This window comes from Sphingobium sp. WR1 (assembly GCF_059693745.1).
Genome location: NZ_JCATID010000013.1, coordinates 52,183 through 69,275, shown reverse-complemented (window position 1 = coordinate 69,275; position 17,093 = coordinate 52,183). Strand labels below are relative to the sequence as shown.

The 17,093-nt window shown below is 65.8% G+C and carries 16 protein-coding genes; 1 reads left to right on the top strand and 15 read right to left on the bottom strand.

What is annotated here, in order from left to right; translation table 11 throughout:
* Nucleotides 1–105 precede the first annotated feature (105 nt).
* The 8 genes from ligA to truB all read right to left on the bottom strand — a co-directional run bounded on the left by ligA (nucleotide 106) and on the right by truB (nucleotide 10,361).
* On the bottom strand, nucleotides 106–2,223 hold the full coding sequence (ligA, locus tag AC58EF_RS15920; protein WP_497277349.1) for an NAD-dependent DNA ligase LigA: 2,118 nt from the start codon (nucleotides 2,221–2,223) through the stop codon (nucleotides 106–108).
* 21 nt (nucleotides 2,224–2,244) lie between these two features.
* The gene (locus AC58EF_RS15915; RefSeq protein WP_497277348.1) at nucleotides 2,245–2,619 is read right to left on the bottom strand and encodes a putative quinol monooxygenase; all 375 of its coding nucleotides are present in this window, start codon (nucleotides 2,617–2,619) and stop codon (nucleotides 2,245–2,247) included.
* Between the two features lie 83 nt (nucleotides 2,620–2,702).
* Complete coding sequence (recN, locus tag AC58EF_RS15910) at nucleotides 2,703–4,364, bottom strand: DNA repair protein RecN (RefSeq protein WP_497277347.1); 1,662 nt, start codon at nucleotides 4,362–4,364, stop codon at nucleotides 2,703–2,705.
* A gap of 146 nt (nucleotides 4,365–4,510) precedes the next feature.
* Nucleotides 4,511–5,296: an outer membrane protein assembly factor BamD gene (locus tag AC58EF_RS15905; protein WP_497277346.1), complete on the bottom strand. Its 786-nt coding sequence runs from the start codon at nucleotides 5,294–5,296 to the stop codon at nucleotides 4,511–4,513.
* A gap of 56 nt (nucleotides 5,297–5,352) precedes the next feature.
* Nucleotides 5,353–6,372 (bottom strand): sensor histidine kinase, encoded by a 1,020-nt coding sequence (locus tag AC58EF_RS15900; RefSeq protein ID WP_497277345.1) that lies wholly within the window; start codon nucleotides 6,370–6,372, stop codon nucleotides 5,353–5,355.
* 158 nt (nucleotides 6,373–6,530) lie between these two features.
* Nucleotides 6,531–8,864, bottom strand: coding sequence for a polyribonucleotide nucleotidyltransferase (gene pnp, locus AC58EF_RS15895; protein WP_497277344.1), 2,334 nt, complete (start codon nucleotides 8,862–8,864; stop codon nucleotides 6,531–6,533).
* Between the two features lie 273 nt (nucleotides 8,865–9,137).
* The gene (gene rpsO, locus AC58EF_RS15890) at nucleotides 9,138–9,407 is read right to left on the bottom strand and encodes a 30S ribosomal protein S15 (RefSeq protein ID WP_497277343.1); all 270 of its coding nucleotides are present in this window, start codon (nucleotides 9,405–9,407) and stop codon (nucleotides 9,138–9,140) included.
* Nucleotides 9,408–9,425: 18 nt separating this feature from the next.
* Nucleotides 9,426–10,361 (bottom strand): tRNA pseudouridine(55) synthase TruB, encoded by a 936-nt coding sequence (truB, locus tag AC58EF_RS15885; RefSeq protein WP_497277342.1) that lies wholly within the window; start codon nucleotides 10,359–10,361, stop codon nucleotides 9,426–9,428.
* A 74-nt stretch (nucleotides 10,362–10,435) separates the two neighbouring features.
* On the opposite strand from truB, the gene AC58EF_RS15880 reads away from it, so the two are divergent.
* Complete coding sequence (locus AC58EF_RS15880; protein ID WP_497277341.1) at nucleotides 10,436–11,131, top strand: HAD family hydrolase; 696 nt, start codon at nucleotides 10,436–10,438, stop codon at nucleotides 11,129–11,131.
* A 3-nt stretch (nucleotides 11,132–11,134) separates the two neighbouring features.
* Here AC58EF_RS15880 and AC58EF_RS15875 read toward each other — a convergent pair whose 3' ends face one another.
* From AC58EF_RS15875 to infB, 7 genes are all read right to left on the bottom strand, one after another.
* Nucleotides 11,135–11,497 (bottom strand): DUF6491 family protein, encoded by a 363-nt coding sequence (locus AC58EF_RS15875; protein WP_497277340.1) that lies wholly within the window; start codon nucleotides 11,495–11,497, stop codon nucleotides 11,135–11,137.
* Between the two features lie 190 nt (nucleotides 11,498–11,687).
* Nucleotides 11,688–12,266, bottom strand: a complete 579-nt coding sequence (locus AC58EF_RS15870) for a thymidine kinase (protein WP_497277339.1) — start codon at nucleotides 12,264–12,266, stop codon at nucleotides 11,688–11,690.
* Between the two features lie 9 nt (nucleotides 12,267–12,275).
* Nucleotides 12,276–13,184 carry an alpha/beta hydrolase family protein gene (locus AC58EF_RS15865; protein WP_497277338.1) on the bottom strand — a complete coding sequence of 303 codons (909 nt, stop codon included), beginning with the start codon at nucleotides 13,182–13,184 and terminating at the stop codon, nucleotides 12,276–12,278.
* A complete protein-coding gene (locus tag AC58EF_RS15860) occupies nucleotides 13,181–13,573 on the bottom strand; it encodes a type II toxin-antitoxin system VapC family toxin (protein ID WP_497277337.1) in 393 nt (130 codons plus the stop codon). Before AC58EF_RS15860 ends, AC58EF_RS15865 begins: the two co-directional genes overlap by 4 nt.
* The gene (locus AC58EF_RS15855; protein WP_497277336.1) at nucleotides 13,570–13,851 is read right to left on the bottom strand and encodes an AbrB/MazE/SpoVT family DNA-binding domain-containing protein; all 282 of its coding nucleotides are present in this window, start codon (nucleotides 13,849–13,851) and stop codon (nucleotides 13,570–13,572) included. The genes AC58EF_RS15860 and AC58EF_RS15855 overlap by 4 nt, the downstream gene beginning before the upstream one ends.
* Before the next feature lie 31 nt (nucleotides 13,852–13,882).
* Nucleotides 13,883–14,284, bottom strand: coding sequence for a 30S ribosome-binding factor RbfA (gene rbfA / locus AC58EF_RS15850; protein WP_497277335.1), 402 nt, complete (start codon nucleotides 14,282–14,284; stop codon nucleotides 13,883–13,885).
* A 181-nt stretch (nucleotides 14,285–14,465) separates the two neighbouring features.
* Nucleotides 14,466–17,093 carry a translation initiation factor IF-2 gene (infB, locus tag AC58EF_RS15845; RefSeq protein ID WP_497277334.1) on the bottom strand — a complete coding sequence of 876 codons (2,628 nt, stop codon included), beginning with the start codon at nucleotides 17,091–17,093 and terminating at the stop codon, nucleotides 14,466–14,468.

The window sequence follows — 17,093 nt, the reverse complement described above, 5'->3', positions numbered from 1 at the left end:
CCCGTTCGTTTCGAGCGTGTCGAGAAACGCTGGGATGCGCTATCCGTTTCTCGACTAGGCTCGAAACGAACGGAGGGCCGGTTAACTCGTCCCAGCCCGGCAGATTTATCCTGCCGCCTTGACGATTTCCGCCCATGCCTCTTCGGTGATCACCTCGATCCCCAGCGCGGTCGCCTGCTTCAGCTTGGTGCCCGCGCCCGGCCCCGCCACGACCAGATCGGTCTTGGCGCTGACCGATCCGGCCGCCTTCGCGCCCAGCCGTTCGGCCTGTGCCTTGGCCTCGTCGCGGCTCATCGTCTCCAGCTTGCCGGTGAACACGACCGTCTTGCCCGTGACCGCGCTGGCGGTGGTCTCCACCACATAATCGGGCGGCGACACCTCGCTCAGCAAATCGTCCCACGCCTCCACATTATGCGGCTCGTGGAAGAAGTCCGCGAGCGCATGGCCCACCGCCGCGCCGACATTCTCGACGCCGATATGCTCGGCGATCGCCTTGTCGCGCTTTGCCTGCGTTTCCGCCGGATCGGCCGCGTCGCGCAGGGCGATGATTTCCTGCGCCAACGCGCGAACGCCCGGCAGCGTCGTATAACGCTTCAACAGATCGCGCGCCGTCACCGCGCCGACATGACGGATGCCCAGGCCGAACAGCAGACGCGCGGCGTCGGGCTGGCGCTTCGCCTCGATCGCGGCGAGCAGATTGTCGACCGACTTTTCCTTCCACCCCTCACGGCCAAGCAGCTCCGAGCCATATTTCTTGAGGCGGAAGATATCGGCCGGTTCGGTGACCCAGCCCAGGTCGAGAAATTCCTGGATCGTCTTCTCTCCCAGCCCTTCGATATCCAGCGCGCCGCGACTGACGAAGTGACGCAGCCGTTCGAAGCGCTGGGCCGGGCAGATCAGGCCGCCGGTGCAGCGATAATCGACCTCTTCCTCCTCACGCACCGCTTCGGACTGACAGACCGGGCAATGGGTCGGGAAATGGAAGGGATCGCGCGGCTCGTCGCGGGTGAGATTGTCGACCACCTGCGGGATGACGTCGCCCGCACGCTGGACGACGATGCGGTCGCCGGGGCGGACGCCAAGCCGCGCAATCTCATCGGCATTGTGCAAGGTCACATTGGAGACGACCACGCCGCCCACGGTGACGGGGGTGAGGCGGCCCACCGGGGTCAGCTTGCCGGTGCGTCCGACCTGGATGTCGATGGCCTCCAGCGTCGTCTGTGCCCGTTCGGCGGGGAATTTATGGGCGATGGCCCAGCGCGGCGCCTTGGCGACGAAGCCCAGCCGCTGCTGCCAGTCGAGCCGGTCGACCTTGTAGACCACGCCGTCGATATCGAAGGGCAGGTCGGCGCGCGCCGCCTCGATCGCGCGATAATGGGCGATCAGCGCGTCGAGGCTGTCGACGCAGGCGAGCATGGCCGACACCGGCAGGCCCCAGCCGGCGATCGCCTGCATCACCCCCAGTTGCGTGTCGGCGGGCAGCGCGCTGTGCGCCCCCCAGCCATGGGCCAGGAAGCGCAGTGGGCGGCTGGCGGTGACGGTGGCGTCCTTCTGGCGCAGCGATCCGGCGGCGGCGTTGCGCGGATTGGCGAACTGGCGCGCCTTTTCCGGCTCGCCGGCTTCGGCCAGCAGCCGCTCGTTCAGCGCGACGAAATCATCCTTCGCCATATAGACCTCGCCCCGGACTTCGAACAGGTCGGGGATGTTCGGGCCGGCCAGGCGCTGCGGAATGTCGGCGATGGTGCGGACATTCGCGGTGACATCCTCGCCCGTCATACCGTCGCCACGGGTCGCGGCCAGCACCAGTTCGCCCTGCTCATAGCGCAGCGAGCAGGACAGGCCGTCGATCTTCGGTTCGGCGGTCAGCGCCAGCGGTTCGGCCTCCGGCAGCGCGAGGAAGCGGCGGACGCGGGCGAGAAATTCGGCAATGTCCTCGTCGGAAAAGCCGTTGTCGAGGCTCATCATGCGGACGGCATGGGGCACTTTCTTCAGCGTCGACGTCGCGGCCGCGCCCACCTGCGCATTGGGTGAATCGGCGCGGATCAGGTGCGGGAACTGGGCCTCCAGCGCGTTATTCTCGCGGATCAGCGCGTCATAATCCGCGTCGCTGATCTCGGGCGCATCCTGATCATGATAGAGCCGGTTATGCCGCGCCAGCTCCTTGGCAAGGCGCATCAGGCGGTTGGCGGCTTCGGCTTCGGTGAGGGTCGCGGGATCGGTCATGGGGATGCTTTAGCCCCGGCTTCAGATTCCCGCTACCGGCACCGTCTCGAAATGCTGGGGGAAGCCCGCAATGATCGGCTTTGCCCTGGCGATGGCGGCGCGGACAGCGGGGAGTTTGAGCGACGCGGCATGGCTTTCGCGGCTGTCCCAGACTTCGGTGATCCAGATGGCGTCGGAATTGGCGGTGTCGAGCGCCACGACATAGGACAGGCAGCCCGGCATCGCGCCGATGGCGTCCTTCAAATAGCCGACCAGTTCGTCGCGCTTGCCGGGTGCGCTAAGCATCTGCCCGATCAGGCCGAATCTGGGCTTTGCCTCCTGCGCGGCGGCTGGGACGGCGGCGGCGGCCATGGCAGCGGCGGTGAGGCCGAGCATATCTCTGCGGTTATGGGTCATGCACCCTTCTCCCCGTTCGGTTCGAGCTTGTCGAGAACCTTGCGCAAGGTTCTCGACAAGCTCGAACCGAACGGAAGGGGGAGTCAAGCCTCCAGCAACCGCTCTGCCTGCGCCCTTGCCTCCGCCGTGATCTCGGCCCCCGACAGCATCCGTGCGATTTCCTCGCGGCGTTCGCGGTCGTCCAGCGCGTGGACGCCGGTGCGCGTCACCGTGCCGTCGCTGGATTTCGCGATCAGCAGATGGCCCGCGCCGCGCGCGGCGACCTGCGGGCTGTGGGTGACGACCAGGATCTGGTTGCTGCGGGCGAGCCGCGAGAGGCGCTCCCCGAGGGCGTCCGCCACCGCGCCGCCCACACCCCGGTCGATCTCGTCGAAGATCAACGTATCCGCCCCGCCCCGTTCGGCCAGCGCGACCTTCAAGGCGAGGATGAAGCGCGACAATTCGCCGCCCGACGCGATCTTCGCCAACGGCGCGAAGGGCGCGCCAGGGTTGGTCGAGATTTCGAATTCGACCCGGTCCATGCCCTGTGCGCTCCACTGGCCTTCGTCCAGTTGCGCGACCACCGTGCGGAAGCGGGCGGCATCAAGCTTCAACGGCGCGAGTTCGCCGGCGACGGCCGCGTCAAGCCGGCCGGCGGCCAACTGGCGTTCCGCCGACAGCGCCTGCGCTGCGGCGCGATAGGCAGCCGCCTTCGCTGCGAGATCGGCCTCCAGCGTCGCGATATGCTCTTCCCCGCCCTCGATCGCGGCCAACTTCGCCGCCATCTCATCGCGCAGGGCGGCAAGGTCGTCGGGCGCGACCTGATGCTTGCGGGCCAGGCCGCGCAGGTCGAACAGCCGCGTCTCGATCACGTCGAGGCGCGCGGGGTCGAAACTCAGCGCCTCGGCGGCTTCGACGAGCCGGTCCTCCGCCTCTCCCGCCTCCACCACGGCGCGGTCGAGCGCTTCGAGCACGGCGGTCAGCAGCGGTTCTTCCCCCGCAATGCGGTCGAGCCGGCGCGCGGCCTGTCGCAACTGGGCAAGGCCGCCGTCCGTTCCGGTCAGGCAGTCGCTGACGGCGCTGAGGTCGTCGGACAGGCGCGCGCCCTTCTGCATGGTCGCGCGCTCCTCAGCCAGCGCCGCTTCCTCGCCGGCCTGCGGATCGAACTTGCGCAATTCCTCGACCGCATGGGTCAGATAATCGCGGTCGCGCGCGGCATTGTCGACGATCGCGCGGGCCTCACCGAGCGCACTGGCGGCCGCGCGCCAGGCGGCATGGGCGGCGGCGACCGCTTCGGCCTCGCACCGGCCATAGCTGTCGAGCAGCGCGCGGTGGCCGCGCGGGTTGAGCAGGCCCCGATCGTCATGCTGGCCATGAATCTCGACCAGCGATCCGCCAAGGTCGCGCAGCAATGCCGCCGAACAGGGCTGGTTGTTGACGAAGGCGCGACTGCCGCCATCGGCCTTCACCAGCCGGCGGATCAGCAAAGGCTCGCCCGGTTCGATGTCGATGCCATTCTCGACCAGCAGCGCCGTGGCGCGATGATCGGCGGCGGGCGGCTCGAACGCGGCGACGACGCTCGCCTGCGCCTCGCCATTGCGGACGAGGCCGGTGTCGGCGCGCGCGCCCAGCGCCAGCCCCAGCGAATCGAGCAGGATCGACTTGCCCGCGCCCGTCTCGCCGGTCAGCACGGACAGGCCGGCGCCGAACTCCAGGTCCAGCGCCTCGATCAGCACGACATTGCGGATGGCGAGCGCGGTCAGCAAAGCAGGAAACTCTCCCTCCCCGCTTGCGGGAGGGGTCGGGGGTGGGTGCGCCGCGAAGCGGCGCTGCGGGACGCCGAGGCTGAACGCTCGCTACGCTCGCGGCCCACCCCTAGCCCCTCCCGCAAACGGGAGGGGAACAAGAAGGATCAGGCCTTGCCGCCATGTTCCTGCATCAGCTTGTAGCTGCGCTCATACCATTTGCTGCCGGGATAGTTGCGGCCCAGCACGGCGGCGGCCTTCTGCGCTTCGGCAGGGATGCCGAGCGAGAGATAGGATTCGACCAGACGCTCCAGCGCCTCGGGCGTGTGGGTGGTGGTCTGATATTTGTCGATCACGGTGCGGAAGCGCAGCGTGGCGGCGAGCCACTGGCCGCGACGCTGGTAGAATCGGCCGATCTCCATCTCCTTGCCGGCCAGGTGATCATTCACCAGGTCGACCTTCAGCCGGGCATCAGCAGCGTAGCGCGTGTCGGGATAGCGGCGGATCAGTTCGCCCAGCGCGTCCAGCGCCTGTTGCGTGATCTTCTGGTCGCGGGTGACGTCGGCCATCTGCTCATAATAGCAGAGCGCGATCAGATAATAGGCGTAGGGCGCATCCTTGTTGCCGGTGTGGATCGACAGAAAGCGCTGCGCGGCCGAGATGGATTCCGGATAGTCCCGGTTCATATAATAGCTGAACGCCGACATGAGCTGCGCGCGGCGCGCCCACGGCGAATAGGGATGCTGGCGCTCCACCTCGTCGAACAGGGCGGCGGCGAGCTTATACTGGCCGCGATCGAGGCGCGCCTTGCCGCTGTTGTAGAGGGTCGACACGTCGCGGGCGACATAGAGGGTGTCGGCCTTGTTCTTCGAAGTCGAGCAACCCGAGAGCAGGGCGGCGAGCATGATCGAGGCGGTGACCGCGCCCATGCGCGTCAGGTTTTTCGTCAACATGGAGCGGGTCATAGCCGAGCGGATCGCCGTCGCCAAGCGGCAGAATGGCGGGACGTTCAACAGGCGGTCCGGAGCGGCAAATCGAGCCGGGCGATCGCCCCGCGCGGCTGCCCCGGTTCCAGTGCGAAGCTGCCGCCAAGCTGGCCCGCCAGGGCGTTGGCGATACGCAGGCCCAGGGATCCGCTCTTGGCCGCATCGACCTCCGGCGCGACGCCATGCCCGTCATCGACGATCCGCAGGCTCATCCCCGCTTCCTCCATCGCCAGCACGACCTCGATCCGCCCCGCCCGGTCGGGCAGGCCATGTTCGATGGCGTTGCTGACCGCTTCGGCGACGACCAGCGCCAGCGGGATGCTGGTATTGGCGTCCAGCGTCAGGCCGGCGGGCGCCGCCACGGTCAGCCGGATATCCTGCCGCCCGCTGGCGTCGAGCACGTCGCGGGCCAGCGTCGTCAGGAAACTGCGCACATCCTGTCCCACGCCCGAAGGATCGTAGAGCGCGCGGCTGATCCGCCCCACCAGCGCCAGCCGTTCCGAAGCGTCGTCCAGCGCGCGGCGCGCCACGTCATGATCGACATGGCGGCGCTGGAGCGAGAGCATCGCGGCGACCACCTGCAAATTGTTGGATACGCGATGCTGAAGCTCGTGGAACAGCAGCTCGCGATTTTCCGCCAGCGCCCGGCTCCGCTCCCGCTCCACCGCGAGGTTGAAATTGGCGCGCTGCATGAAGTGGATCAGCAGGATGTCGATCGCGACGACCCCCGAATAGAAAAGCATCGCCACCACCACCGCCGGATTGAGCGTGAAGCCGAAAAGCGGCGGGATGAAGAAATACCAGGAGGCGACGCCGCTCAGGATCGCGGAAAAAATGCCCGGTCGCACGCCGAAAAGGAAGGAGGAGAGGATGACGGCGGGGAAGAAGGTGACGAAGGGATAGCCAGTGGGGAGCAGCGGATCGGCCGCGAACCGCAGCATCAGCCCCACACCGCAGAAGATCAGGCTCAGCGCATAGGCATAGACCGGCCGGTCGAGGACGAGCGGCAGGCGTTCGACAAAGCGCTCGTTGCTCCTCTGCATCGCGATCCCCAGGGTGGCGTTTTGTTACAGTAGCAGAACCTTACGCCTGCGCATTGATCGAAATCAGTCGCCGGATCGCTTTTGCGACAAAAAAGGGGCGCCCGGTTCGACCGGACGCCCCTTTTTTGTTCACGTCGACGCGACGCTGATCGGATCGATCAGTCCTGCGTCAGGAAGTCGGGCAGACCGGCGTTGGAGCCATCGTCATCACCGCCCTTGCCGCCTTCGTTGCGCGGGCCACGATCACGGCGCGGGCCGCGATCGCCGCCCCGATCACCACCGCGACCGCCACGGTCGCCGCCGTCACGGCGCGGACCACGACCGCGATCGCCACGATCCCCACGGTCGCCGCGCGGTTCACGCGGTTCGCGGGCCGGACGGGTGTCTTCCAGTTCCTCGCCGGTTTCCTGATCGACGACGCGCATCGACAGGCGAACCTTGCCGCGCGGATCGATTTCGAGGACCTTGACCTTCACTTCCTGGCCTTCCGACACGACGTCGGTCGGCTTTTCGACGCGCTCATTCTTCATTTCGGAGACGTGGACGAGACCGTCCTTGCCGCCCATGAAGTTCACGAACGCACCGAAATCGACGATGTTGACGACCTTGCCGTTGTAGATCTTGCCGACTTCCGCTTCCTCGACGATGCCGAGAATCCACTTCTTGGCGGCTTCGATCTGGGCGATGTCGGACGAGCTGATCTTGATGATGCCCTCGTCGTCGATGTCGACCTTGGCGCCGGTTTCCGCGACGATCTCGCGGATGACCTTGCCGCCGGTGCCGATGACGTCGCGGATCTTCGACTTGTCGATCTGGATCGTCTCGATGCGCGGGGCATGGGCCGACAGCTCGGTGCGGGTCGAGGACAGCGCCTTGCTCATCTCACCCAGGATATGGGCGCGGCCTTCCTTGGCCTGACGCAGCGCGACTTCGAAGATTTCCTGCGTAATGCCGGCGACCTTGATGTCCATCTGCATGGTGGTGATGCCCGCTTCCGTGCCCGCCACCTTGAAGTCCATGTCGCCCAGATGATCCTCATCGCCCAGAATGTCGCTGAGGACAGCGAAATTCTTGCCTTCCAGGATCAGGCCCATGGCGATGCCCGACACCGGACGCTTCAGCGGAACGCCCGCGTCCATCATCGACAGCGAACCACCGCACACCGTCGCCATCGAGGACGAGCCGTTGGACTCGGTGATGTCGCTCAGCACGCGGATGGTGTAGGGGAACTCGTCCTTGGTCGGCAGCACGGGGTGCAGCGCACGCCATGCCAGCTTGCCATGACCGACTTCACGACGACCCGGCGCGCCGAAGCGGCCGACTTCACCGACCGAATAGGGCGGGAAGTTATAGTGCAGCATGAAGTTTTCATAATGAACGCCGGTCAGGCCGTCGATCATCTGCTCGGCGTCCTTGGTGCCCAGCGTGGTGGTGCAGATGGACTGGGTTTCACCACGGGTGAACAGCGCCGAACCATGGGTGCGCGGCAGGAAGCCCACCATCGCCTCGATCGGGCGGATCTGCGTCGTGGTGCGGCCGTCGATTCGCTTGCCGTCCTTCAGGATGGCGCCGCGCACGATTTCGGCTTCCAGCTTCTTGGTCAGCTTGATGCCGGCCATGACGGTCTGGGCGTCGAGGCCGTCGGCCGCGAACTGCGCCTTCGCCTTGGCGCGGGCTTCGTTCAGCGCGTTGGAACGGGCCGACTTGTCGGTCAGCTTGTAGGCGGCCGTGATGTCCTTGCCGATCAGCTTCTTGAGCTTCTTCTTCAGGTCTTCCAGATCGTCGCCCTTGGCGACTTCCCACGGATCCTTCGCGGCCTGCTCGGCCAGGTCGATGATCGCGTTGACGACCTTCTTGCTCGCTTCATGCGCGAACAGGACGGCACCGAGCATCACGTCTTCCGACAGTTCCCTGGCTTCGGATTCGACCATCATCACCGCGTTGCCGGTGGCGGCGACGACCAGGTCGAGTTCGCCGGTCTTCACTTCGTCCAGCGACGGGTTGAGCTGATATTCGCCATCCTTGTAACCGACGCGCGCGGCGCCGATCGGGCCCAGGAAGGGCACGCCCGACAGGGTCAGCGCAGCCGACGCGGCGATCATCGCGACGATATCCGGCTCGCTTTCGCCGTCGAAGCTAAGAACCTGAGCGATGACGTTGATTTCGTTATAGAAACCTTCGGGGAACAGCGGGCGGACCGGACGGTCGATCAGGCGGGAAACCAGCGTTTCCTTTTCCGTCGCACCGCGCTCGCGCTTGAAGAAGCCGCCGGGGATGCGGCCGGCGGCCGAATATTTTTCCTGATAATGGACGGTCAGCGGGAAGAAGTCCTGCCCTTCCTTCACCGACTTGGCGGCGGTCACGGCGCACAGCACCACGGTTTCGCCGTAGGTGGCCAGCACGGCGGCGTCGGCCTGACGCGCGATACGGCCGGTTTCGAGGGTCAGCGTCTTGCCGCCCAGCTCGATCGAAACTTTCTTTACATCGAACATGTGTGTTTTCCTTCGCCCGCCTGGCCCTATTGCCGGGCGGGGCCTTTGGTGGACCCAATGGTCCATGGGTGGAGAGCCTTACCTCTCCTCCGTTCGCCCCGAACTTGCCGAAGGGCTTCCCTTCTCTTCAGAAGAAGGAATGGGCTTCGACAGGCTCAGCCCGAACGGTAGTGGGGACATTCCCCGGATCATGGCGCCGTGCCGGATTGCCCGGAGCCATGTTGTCAGAATCGGAAACGGCCCCGCTGGGGGGCCGTCCCTTCTATAGCAAGCTTACTTGCGCAAGCCCAGCTTGGCGATGAGGTCGTTATAGCGACCCGCATCCTTCTTCTTCAGATAGTCCAGCAGCGAACGGCGCTTGTTGACCAGCATCAGCAGGCCGCGACGGCTGTGGTTATCCTTGTGATGACCCTTGAAATGCTCGGTGAGGTTGGCGATGCGCTCCGAGAGGATCGCAACCTGGACTTCCGGCGAACCGGTGTCGCCTTCGGCGCGGGCATGTTCCTTGATCAGCGCTTCCTTGCGCTCGGCAGTAATCGACATCGGCTTCCTTTCTTCACATTAGAGATTAAAGCCGCGCACCACCCGGACCTCCGGGCCACTGGACTCCACCAGCGCGACGGGCGTATCGCCCTCCATCGCCAGCAGGAGACCGGTGTGCGGTTTCCCCACGAGCACCTTCCCCTGTCGGAGAGCCAGCGCTTCATCGGGAGAGACGGAGAGAGCCGGGATGTCGTCCAGCCCCGCCGTCAACGGCAGCATAAGCTGCGCGATGCCGCCGCCCCTAGCAGCTTCGTCCAATTTGTCCAGCGAAATCGCGGATTCCAGGGTGAAGGGTCCTGCCTTGATGCGGCGGAGCATGGTGACATGGCCGACCGTGCCGAGCGCCAGCGATATGTCGCGGGCGAGGGAGCGGATATAGGTGCCCTTGGAGACATGGGCGCGCAGGGTGATGGAAGTCAGCGCCCCCTCCATTCGGTTCGAGCTTGTCGCGAACCCTTGCGCATCGTTCTCGACAAGCTCGAACCGAACGGGGGTCAGCGCATGGATCGTCACCGCCCGCGTCTTCATCTCGACCGCCTCCCCTTTGCGGGCGAGATCATAAGCGCGCTGGCCGTCGATCAGAATGGCCGAGTAAGCTGGCGGCGCCTGCTCGATCGGCCCGGTGAAGCGCGGCAGGATCGCCTCCACCTGCGCCGGCGTGGGCCGATGGTCGCTTTCCGCGATCGCCTTGCCCTCCAGATCGAGCGTGTCGGTCTGGACACCGAAAGCGACAGTGAAGTCGTAGATCTTGTCGCTGTCGAGCATCCGGCCCGCCAGCTTGGTCGCCTCCCCGATCGCGATCGGCAGCACGCCGGTCGCCAGCGGATCGAGCGTGCCGCCATGGCCGACCTTCCACTTGCCGGCGCCACTGATCCGCAAGGCCCGCTTGACCGCGCTCACCGCCTGGGTGGAGCCAAGGCCATGGGGTTTGTCGAGGATGATCCAGCCGTGCATGGTCGCGGCCCTTACCCCCCCTGTCCCGCTCTGTCAGCCTTTAATGCCAGGCCACATCCGGCTAGAAAGACCCCATGACGATCAAGCTCATCTGCCTCGATGCCGACGACACGCTCTGGCACAATATGCGCCATTTCAACGAGACGGAGGACGCGCTGCTCGACATGCTGCGCCCGTTCGCGCAGGCCGATGTGACGCGCGAACGGCTGATCGCCTGCGAGACGCGCAACCTGCCGCTCTATGGCTATGGCGCCAAGGGCTTCACCCTGTCGATGATCGAGACGGCGGTGGAACTGGCCGGCGATTCGCTATCCACATCGATGATCGAGGGGATATTGGCGGCGGGCCGCGCGCTGCTCGCCCATCCGGTCGAACTGTTCGACGGGGTGGAGGAGACGCTGGAGCGGCTGGCGCAGGTCGGCCCGCTGGTGCTGGTGACGAAGGGCGACCTGCTGCATCAGGAAAGCAAGCTGGCGGCGTCGGGGCTGGGCGATCTCTTTTCCGGTATCGAGATCGTCAGCGACAAGAAGGCGGACACGTTCCGCACCCTCTTCGCCCGCTTCGCCATCGCGCCGGACGAAGCAGTGATGGCGGGCGATTCGATGCGGTCGGACATATTGCCCGCGCTGGAGGCCGGCGCCTGGGCCGCCTTCATCCCGCAGGAAGGCGCATGGTCGCACGAAAGCGCCAAAGCGCCGTCCGATCATCCGCAATTCGCACAACTGGAGCGGCTGGGCGAACTGCCCGACTGGATCGCGACGGTGAATTGACGGTCAGCCCTTCTTCGCCCTGGCGGGCGGGCCGTCGCTGTGGGTGAAGCTGACGATCGGGCAGCGCTGGCCACGCACCACCACTGTGCCGAACCGATCGAGCGTATCCACCCCGCGCGTTTCGAAACCCACCGCATTGGCGAATGGCAAGTCGACGCAACCGCCCATCAGCGCCGCATAATACCAGTTGCGATGCTGGTCCTGCACATAAAGCCCCTTCGATCCGTCGGCTTGCCAGTTCCAGACGCCGCCATGGTTGACGAAGGGGATAGAGGCTTGCGCGCTGACCGGGGCCGCCTCCACCGGGGCGGCGAAAACACCGGTGATCAGCAGCGGCGCGGCGACGAAGGCGATCAATCTCTTCATGGGTCTTCTCCTTTTGGAAGAACAGCCCCCGATGCTTCATCCTTAAGACGCCGAAATGGGACATGGACCGCCCCACCGGAAGGCCGGTGCGACACTTTGAGACAAATTATACCATCCTGTCCGATCTTCGACCGATCACGAATGGGTTTCGCTCAGGCGCGGCGCGGGCGCCACGTCCGATCGATCCAGCTCATCCTTCCATCCGCTCCACGAAATGGCGGCGGCACAGCGCCACATAGCGGTCATTGCCGCCGATATCGGTCTGCGCGCCGTGACGGATCGCCCGGCCCCGCGCATCGACGCGCAGGTTCATGGTCGCCTTGCGCCCACAATCGCAGACCGTCTTGATCTCCGTCAACGCATCGGCAAGGCCCAGAAGATGGGCGCTGCCCTCGAACAATTCACCCTGGAAATCGGTGCGCAACCCATAGCAGAGCACCGGCACGCCCAGCCGGTCGCACACCGCCGCCAATTGCCACACCTGGTCGCGCGTCAGGAATTGCGCCTCGTCCACCAGCACGCAGGACAGCGGCGTCGCGTCATGCTGCGCGGCGATGGCGGCGAGCATGTCGACCCCGTCCTCGAACAGATGCGCCGACGCCTCCAGCCCGATGCGGGATGCGATGCGGCCGGGCCCGTATCGATCGTCGATCGCCGCAGTCCACAGCATCGTCGCCATGCCGCGTTCCTGATAGTTGAAGCTGGATTGCAGCAGGGTCGTCGATTTGCCCGCATTCATCGAGCTATAATAGAAATAGAGCTTGGCCATCGGGCAGGACTAGCGGATTGTCGGCGCGACGCCAGCGAGGAAACGGACCAGCGCATCGGCGAGCGCGATCCGCTTGTCGGAAAAGCTGTGGTCGGTCGGCCAGACCATCAGCCGCGCATCGGGATTGGCGCCCTGCGCATCGGCGGCCGCCTTGCGCGCCATGGCGCCGATGCCCCGCTCCGCGCCGATCATGGTCAGCGGCCGGCGGCCATAACCGGCAAGACGGCGGCCCAGGTCGAACTTGGCGCCATCCGCCTTGATCTCGCCGGTCAGGCCCTCATAGGTCGCGCCGTTGAGCGGCGGCAGGTCGCCCACCACCTCCGCCTTCCAGCCCGCCTCCCCCTCCGGCGTGGCGAGCGCCGCGACGGTCTGGGCCGGGTCCCAGGGATCGATCAGGAACAGGCCGGCGACGCGCGGTTCGGCGGCGGCGGCATCGGCCGCCATGAAGCCGCCCATGCTGTGCCCCGCCACCACGATCGCGCTGGTGTCGATACGATATCTGGCCACGGTCGAGGGCTGTTGCAGGAACTGGAGCGCGGTGAAGGCATCCTCCGACGCATGGCTGAAGGAGAATATGCCGGGGCTGCCCCATGACCCGCGATAGTGGAGCGTCAGCACATTCCACCCGGCGCGCCGCGCCGCCTGGGCCAGGTCCAGATTCTGCTCATTGCCCGGAAAGCCGTGAAGCAGCAGCAGGGTCGGATGGATACCCGCGCCGGCAGCGCTATACATGACCGCATTCATCGCCCCGGATTCGATGGAGCCTGGCGCAGGGATGACGAAGGCGCTCATGCTGGCGGGATAGGCGGCGTCGGGCCGGGGATCGGTGATGACGGCGGGATGGGTGGCGGGGTCTTTTGCGACGGCCGGCGTCACCGAAGCCAATGCAATTGCCAGTCCTGCACCAAGGATTTTCATGCGATCACAGTCTCCACTTGCACCGGGCCATCATCGCCGGCGGCTGGTGCCAGCGCGCGATCGAACGTCAGAAAGACATCCGCCTGCGCAGAAGCGACCAGATGGATGAAGTCGGCAAAGTCTCCCCGCGTTTCAAAGCGATTGACGGCCCAGACGATCCCATTCCGTGCCTCTATGACGACATCAGGCAGTTCCAGGAGAACACGCAGCGCTTCCGCGGTTTCAACGCGCGTCAACCGATAGCGGGAACGCAGCAGCCAGGCGATCTCCAGAAAGACGGTCAGCGGAATATAAACGCCGCTCTTCACAAGCCGCGCCGCGGCCGCAGCCTGCGACTTGTCGTCAACCATGAGCAGTCGCGCCAGAATGTTGGTGTCGACGGCCTTCACCAGTCGCCTTTTGCGCCGCTCTTCGCCCAATGGTCGGCGATGGTTTCGTTCATCTCCTCGATCGAGACTGGCGGACCGTCATATTTGATGCGGGCGTGAAAATCCGCGATGATCTCATCGAAACTACGCCCGGATGCCTTCCGCTCGGGCCGAAGCAGAATGCTGTCACCCATCCTTATGACTTCAAAGGGCTGGCCCGCCGTATAACCAAGCTGGTCGCGCACATCCTTGGGGATGACGACCTGGCCTTTGGCCGACAGGGTGGTCTTGGCGTTCATGGCGGTAAGATGCGTCTTACCCGGGTGCGAGTCAATCCTCGCCTTCCTCCTGCGTCAGATCGCGGGCGACCTTGGGATCGCGCAGCAGCTTGTCGATATGGCTGCCCTCGTCGAAGCTTTCGTCGGCGAGGAATTTGAGCTTCGCCGCATATTTGAGGCGGATGCGGTGCGCGACCTCACGCTGGAGATAGGCGGTGTTGGTGCGCAGCGCCTTCAGCACCGCTTCCTCATCCTGCCCCAGCAGCGATTTGATGAAAACGGTCGCGTGGCGCAGGTCCGGCGACATGCGCACTTCGGTCACGCTGACGACATGCTGGGCCAGCACATCGTCATGCACGTCGCCGCGCTGGAGAATGTCGGACAGGACATGACGCACCTGTTCGCCCACGCGCAGCAGGCGGACGGAGGGGCCTTCGGATTGTTGTTGAGCCATAAATCATCCCTCCCGCTTGCGAGTTCCGGGTGAACCATGCCCCGCATAGTTCAGGCCAGTCCGGGGGACTGACCGACCCGGAACCGGGCCGGGGGTGGGCTCGTCCCACCGGCCTTTGCAATTCAGGAGAGGGCGAGCCCACCCCCTTGCCCCCTCCCGCGAGCAGGAGGGGGAACATGGTTTACAACGTCCGCTGGCGCTCTTCGACCTCGAACAGTTCGAGCGTATCGCCGACCTTGATGTCGTTCGTGTCCTGCAACACCGCACCGCACTCCATACCGGCGCGGACTTCGGACACATCGTCCTTGAACCGACGCAGCGAGGCGATGTGGGTGCGCGACACGATGACATCGTCGCGGGTAAGGCGCGCGGACAGACCCTTGCGGATGATGCCGTCGAGGACGAGCAGACCCGCCGCCTTGTCCTTCTTGCCCGCGGGGAAGACCTGAAGCACCTCGGCGCGGCCGACGATGGTTTCGATGCGTTCGGGCGCGAGCTGGCCCGCCATTTCGCCGCGCACTTCCTCAAGCAGGTCGTAGATCACGTCATAATAGCGCAGCGAGATTTTCTCGCGCTCCGCCAGCTGGCGCGCCTTGGCATTGGGGCGGACGTTGAAGCCGATCAGCGGCGCGCGGCTGGCCGCGGCCAGCGTGACGTCGCTTTCGGTGATCGCGCCGACGCCCGAATGCAGGATGCGCACCTTGATCTCGTCGGTCGAGATCTTGTTCAGGGACGATACGATCGCTTCGACAGACCCCTGCACGTCGCCCTTCACCACCACCGGATATTCGATGACGGTCGTGTTCAGCGCCGAGAACATATGCTCGAAGCTGGTTGGGGCAGCGGTGGTGCGCTTCTTGGTCGCCTGTTCCTGACGGTAAGCGGCGACTTCGCGGGCGCGGGCTTCGTTCTCGACGACGGTGAGCTGATCGCCCGCCATCGGCACGCCGGACAGACCCAGAACCTCGACCGGGGTCGAGGGGCCGGCGGTCTTCACCTGCTGGCCCTTGTCGTTGATCATCGCACGGACCTTGCCGCTTTCCGAACCGATGACAAATGTGTCGCCGATCTTCAGCGTGCCCTTGCGGACGAGGACGGTCGCGACGGCGCCACGGCCCTTGTCGAGCTGCGCCTCGATCACATTGCCTTCGGCGGCGCGATCGGGGTTGGCGGTCAGTTCCATGACCTCGGCCTGGAGCAGGATCTTGTCGATCAGTTCATCGAGGCCGGTCTTCTTAAGCGCCGACACCTGCACATCCTGCACGTCGCCGCCCATATCCTCGACCACGATCTCATGCTCCAGCAGACGTTCGCGCACCCGCTGCGGGTTCGCTTCAGGCTTGTCGCACTTGTTGATCGCGACGATCATCGGGACGCCGGCGGCCTTGGTATGGTTGATCGCCTCGATCGTCTGCGGCATCAGGCCATCGTCGGCCGCCACCACCAGGATGACGATGTCGGTGACGTTGGCGCCGCGCGCGCGCATTTCCGAGAAAGCCTCATGGCCCGGCGTATCGAGGAAGGTGATGACGTCGCCACCCTTGGTCTTCACCTGATAGGCGCCGATATGCTGGGTGATGCCGCCGCTTTCGCCGGCCACCACGTCGGTGCCGCGCAATGCGTCGAGCAGCGAGGTCTTGCCGTGATCGACATGGCCCATGATGGTCACGACCGGGGCGCGGGGCTTCAAGGTTTCGGCCGCGTCGACCTCGCCTTCCATGCCGATTTCGACGTCGGCGTCGGACACGCGCTGGATGCGGTGGCCGAATTCCTCAACCAGCAGTTCGGCCGTATCCTGATCGATCGCCTGGTTGAGCGTGACGGCAGTGCCCATCTTGAACAGGGCCTTCACCAGGTCCGCGCCCTTTTCGGCCATACGGTTGGCGAGTTCCTGCACGGTGATGCTTTCGGGCACGACCACGTCGCGCGACTGCTTCTCGCGCGGCTGGCTGCCGCCCGAATAATGGGCGCGGCGTTCCTTTTCGCGGGCGCGCTTCAGCGCGGCGAGGCTGCGGGCGCGGGCGCTGTCATCGTCCGCGAGCGCGCGGGTGACGGTCAGCTTGCCCGCCTGACGGCGATTATCGTCGCCCCGCTTGGCGCGCTCGGGCTTGGCCGGTTCGGGACGCTTGACCGGCGTAACCGGGGTGAAGCGACGCGGCGGCGGCGGCGCGGCGGAAGTGGTGGTGGCGGGCTTCTCCTCGACCGCCGGCGAAGACTCGGCTTTGACCGGAGAAGGAGCGGCAGGGGCAGCGACAGGCGCGGCGTCCTCGACAAGCGGCGCGGGCGCAGGCGCTTCGGCAGGCTGGGCGGCCGCTTCGGCCTGACGCGCGGTTTCGGCCTCGGCGGCTTCGGCAGCCAGGCGATTTTCCTCGGCGCGGCGCTTTTCTTCCTCGCTCGCGGCCAGACGCTGGGCGTCCTCGCGGCGACGCGCTTCCTCCAGCGCGTTCATGCGGGCTTCTTCGGCCTCGCGCAGCAGCTTGGCCTGCAATTCCTGACGCGACATCAGGCTCTGCGGCGGCGCCTGACGCACCGGAGCGGGCTGCGGCGCGCGGGCCTGGGGCGCGGGCGCGGCGGCCGGACGCGGCGCGGCGGGTGCGGGCGTCGGATCGGCCTGGGGCGCAGCCGCAGGCGCAGCACCGGTCGTCTCACCGGGCTTGCCCAGAGGGACACGGCGCCGCTTCACCTCAACCACGACCGTATTCTTGCGGCCATGGCTGAACTGCTGCTGCACCTGGCCGGATTCCACGGTCCGCTTGATGCCCAGCGGCTTGCGGCCCAGAACCGGCTTGTCTTCCTTGCTGTCACTCAT

Bases quoted from the DNA above. Each gene is read 5' to 3' on its own strand.
- rpsO (WP_497277343.1), bottom strand. From the start codon at position 9,407: ATGTCGATTACTGCCGAGCGCAAGGAAGCGCTGATCAAGGAACATGCC.
- AC58EF_RS15875 (WP_497277340.1), bottom strand. From the start codon at position 11,497: ATGAAGAGATTGATCGCCTTCGTCGCCGCGCCGCTGCTGATCACCGGT.
- pnp (WP_497277344.1), bottom strand. From the start codon at position 8,864: ATGTTCGATGTAAAGAAAGTTTCGATCGAGCTGGGCGGCAAGACGCTG.
- AC58EF_RS15900 (WP_497277345.1), bottom strand. From the start codon at position 6,372: ATGCAGAGGAGCAACGAGCGCTTTGTCGAACGCCTGCCGCTCGTCCTC.
- AC58EF_RS15915 (WP_497277348.1), bottom strand. From the start codon at position 2,619: ATGACCCATAACCGCAGAGATATGCTCGGCCTCACCGCCGCTGCCATG.
- AC58EF_RS15880 (WP_497277341.1), top strand. From the start codon at position 10,436: ATGACGATCAAGCTCATCTGCCTCGATGCCGACGACACGCTCTGGCAC.
- infB (WP_497277334.1), bottom strand. From the start codon at position 17,093: ATGAGTGACAGCAAGGAAGACAAGCCGGTTCTGGGCCGCAAGCCGCTG.
- AC58EF_RS15855 (WP_497277336.1), bottom strand. From the start codon at position 13,851: ATGAACGCCAAGACCACCCTGTCGGCCAAAGGCCAGGTCGTCATCCCC.
- truB (WP_497277342.1), bottom strand. From the start codon at position 10,361: ATGCACGGCTGGATCATCCTCGACAAACCCCATGGCCTTGGCTCCACC.
- AC58EF_RS15905 (WP_497277346.1), bottom strand. From the start codon at position 5,296: ATGTTGACGAAAAACCTGACGCGCATGGGCGCGGTCACCGCCTCGATC.
- rbfA (WP_497277335.1), bottom strand. From the start codon at position 14,284: ATGGCTCAACAACAATCCGAAGGCCCCTCCGTCCGCCTGCTGCGCGTG.
- ligA (WP_497277349.1), bottom strand. From the start codon at position 2,223: ATGACCGATCCCGCGACCCTCACCGAAGCCGAAGCCGCCAACCGCCTG.
- AC58EF_RS15865 (WP_497277338.1), bottom strand. From the start codon at position 13,184: ATGAAAATCCTTGGTGCAGGACTGGCAATTGCATTGGCTTCGGTGACG.
- AC58EF_RS15870 (WP_497277339.1), bottom strand. From the start codon at position 12,266: ATGGCCAAGCTCTATTTCTATTATAGCTCGATGAATGCGGGCAAATCG.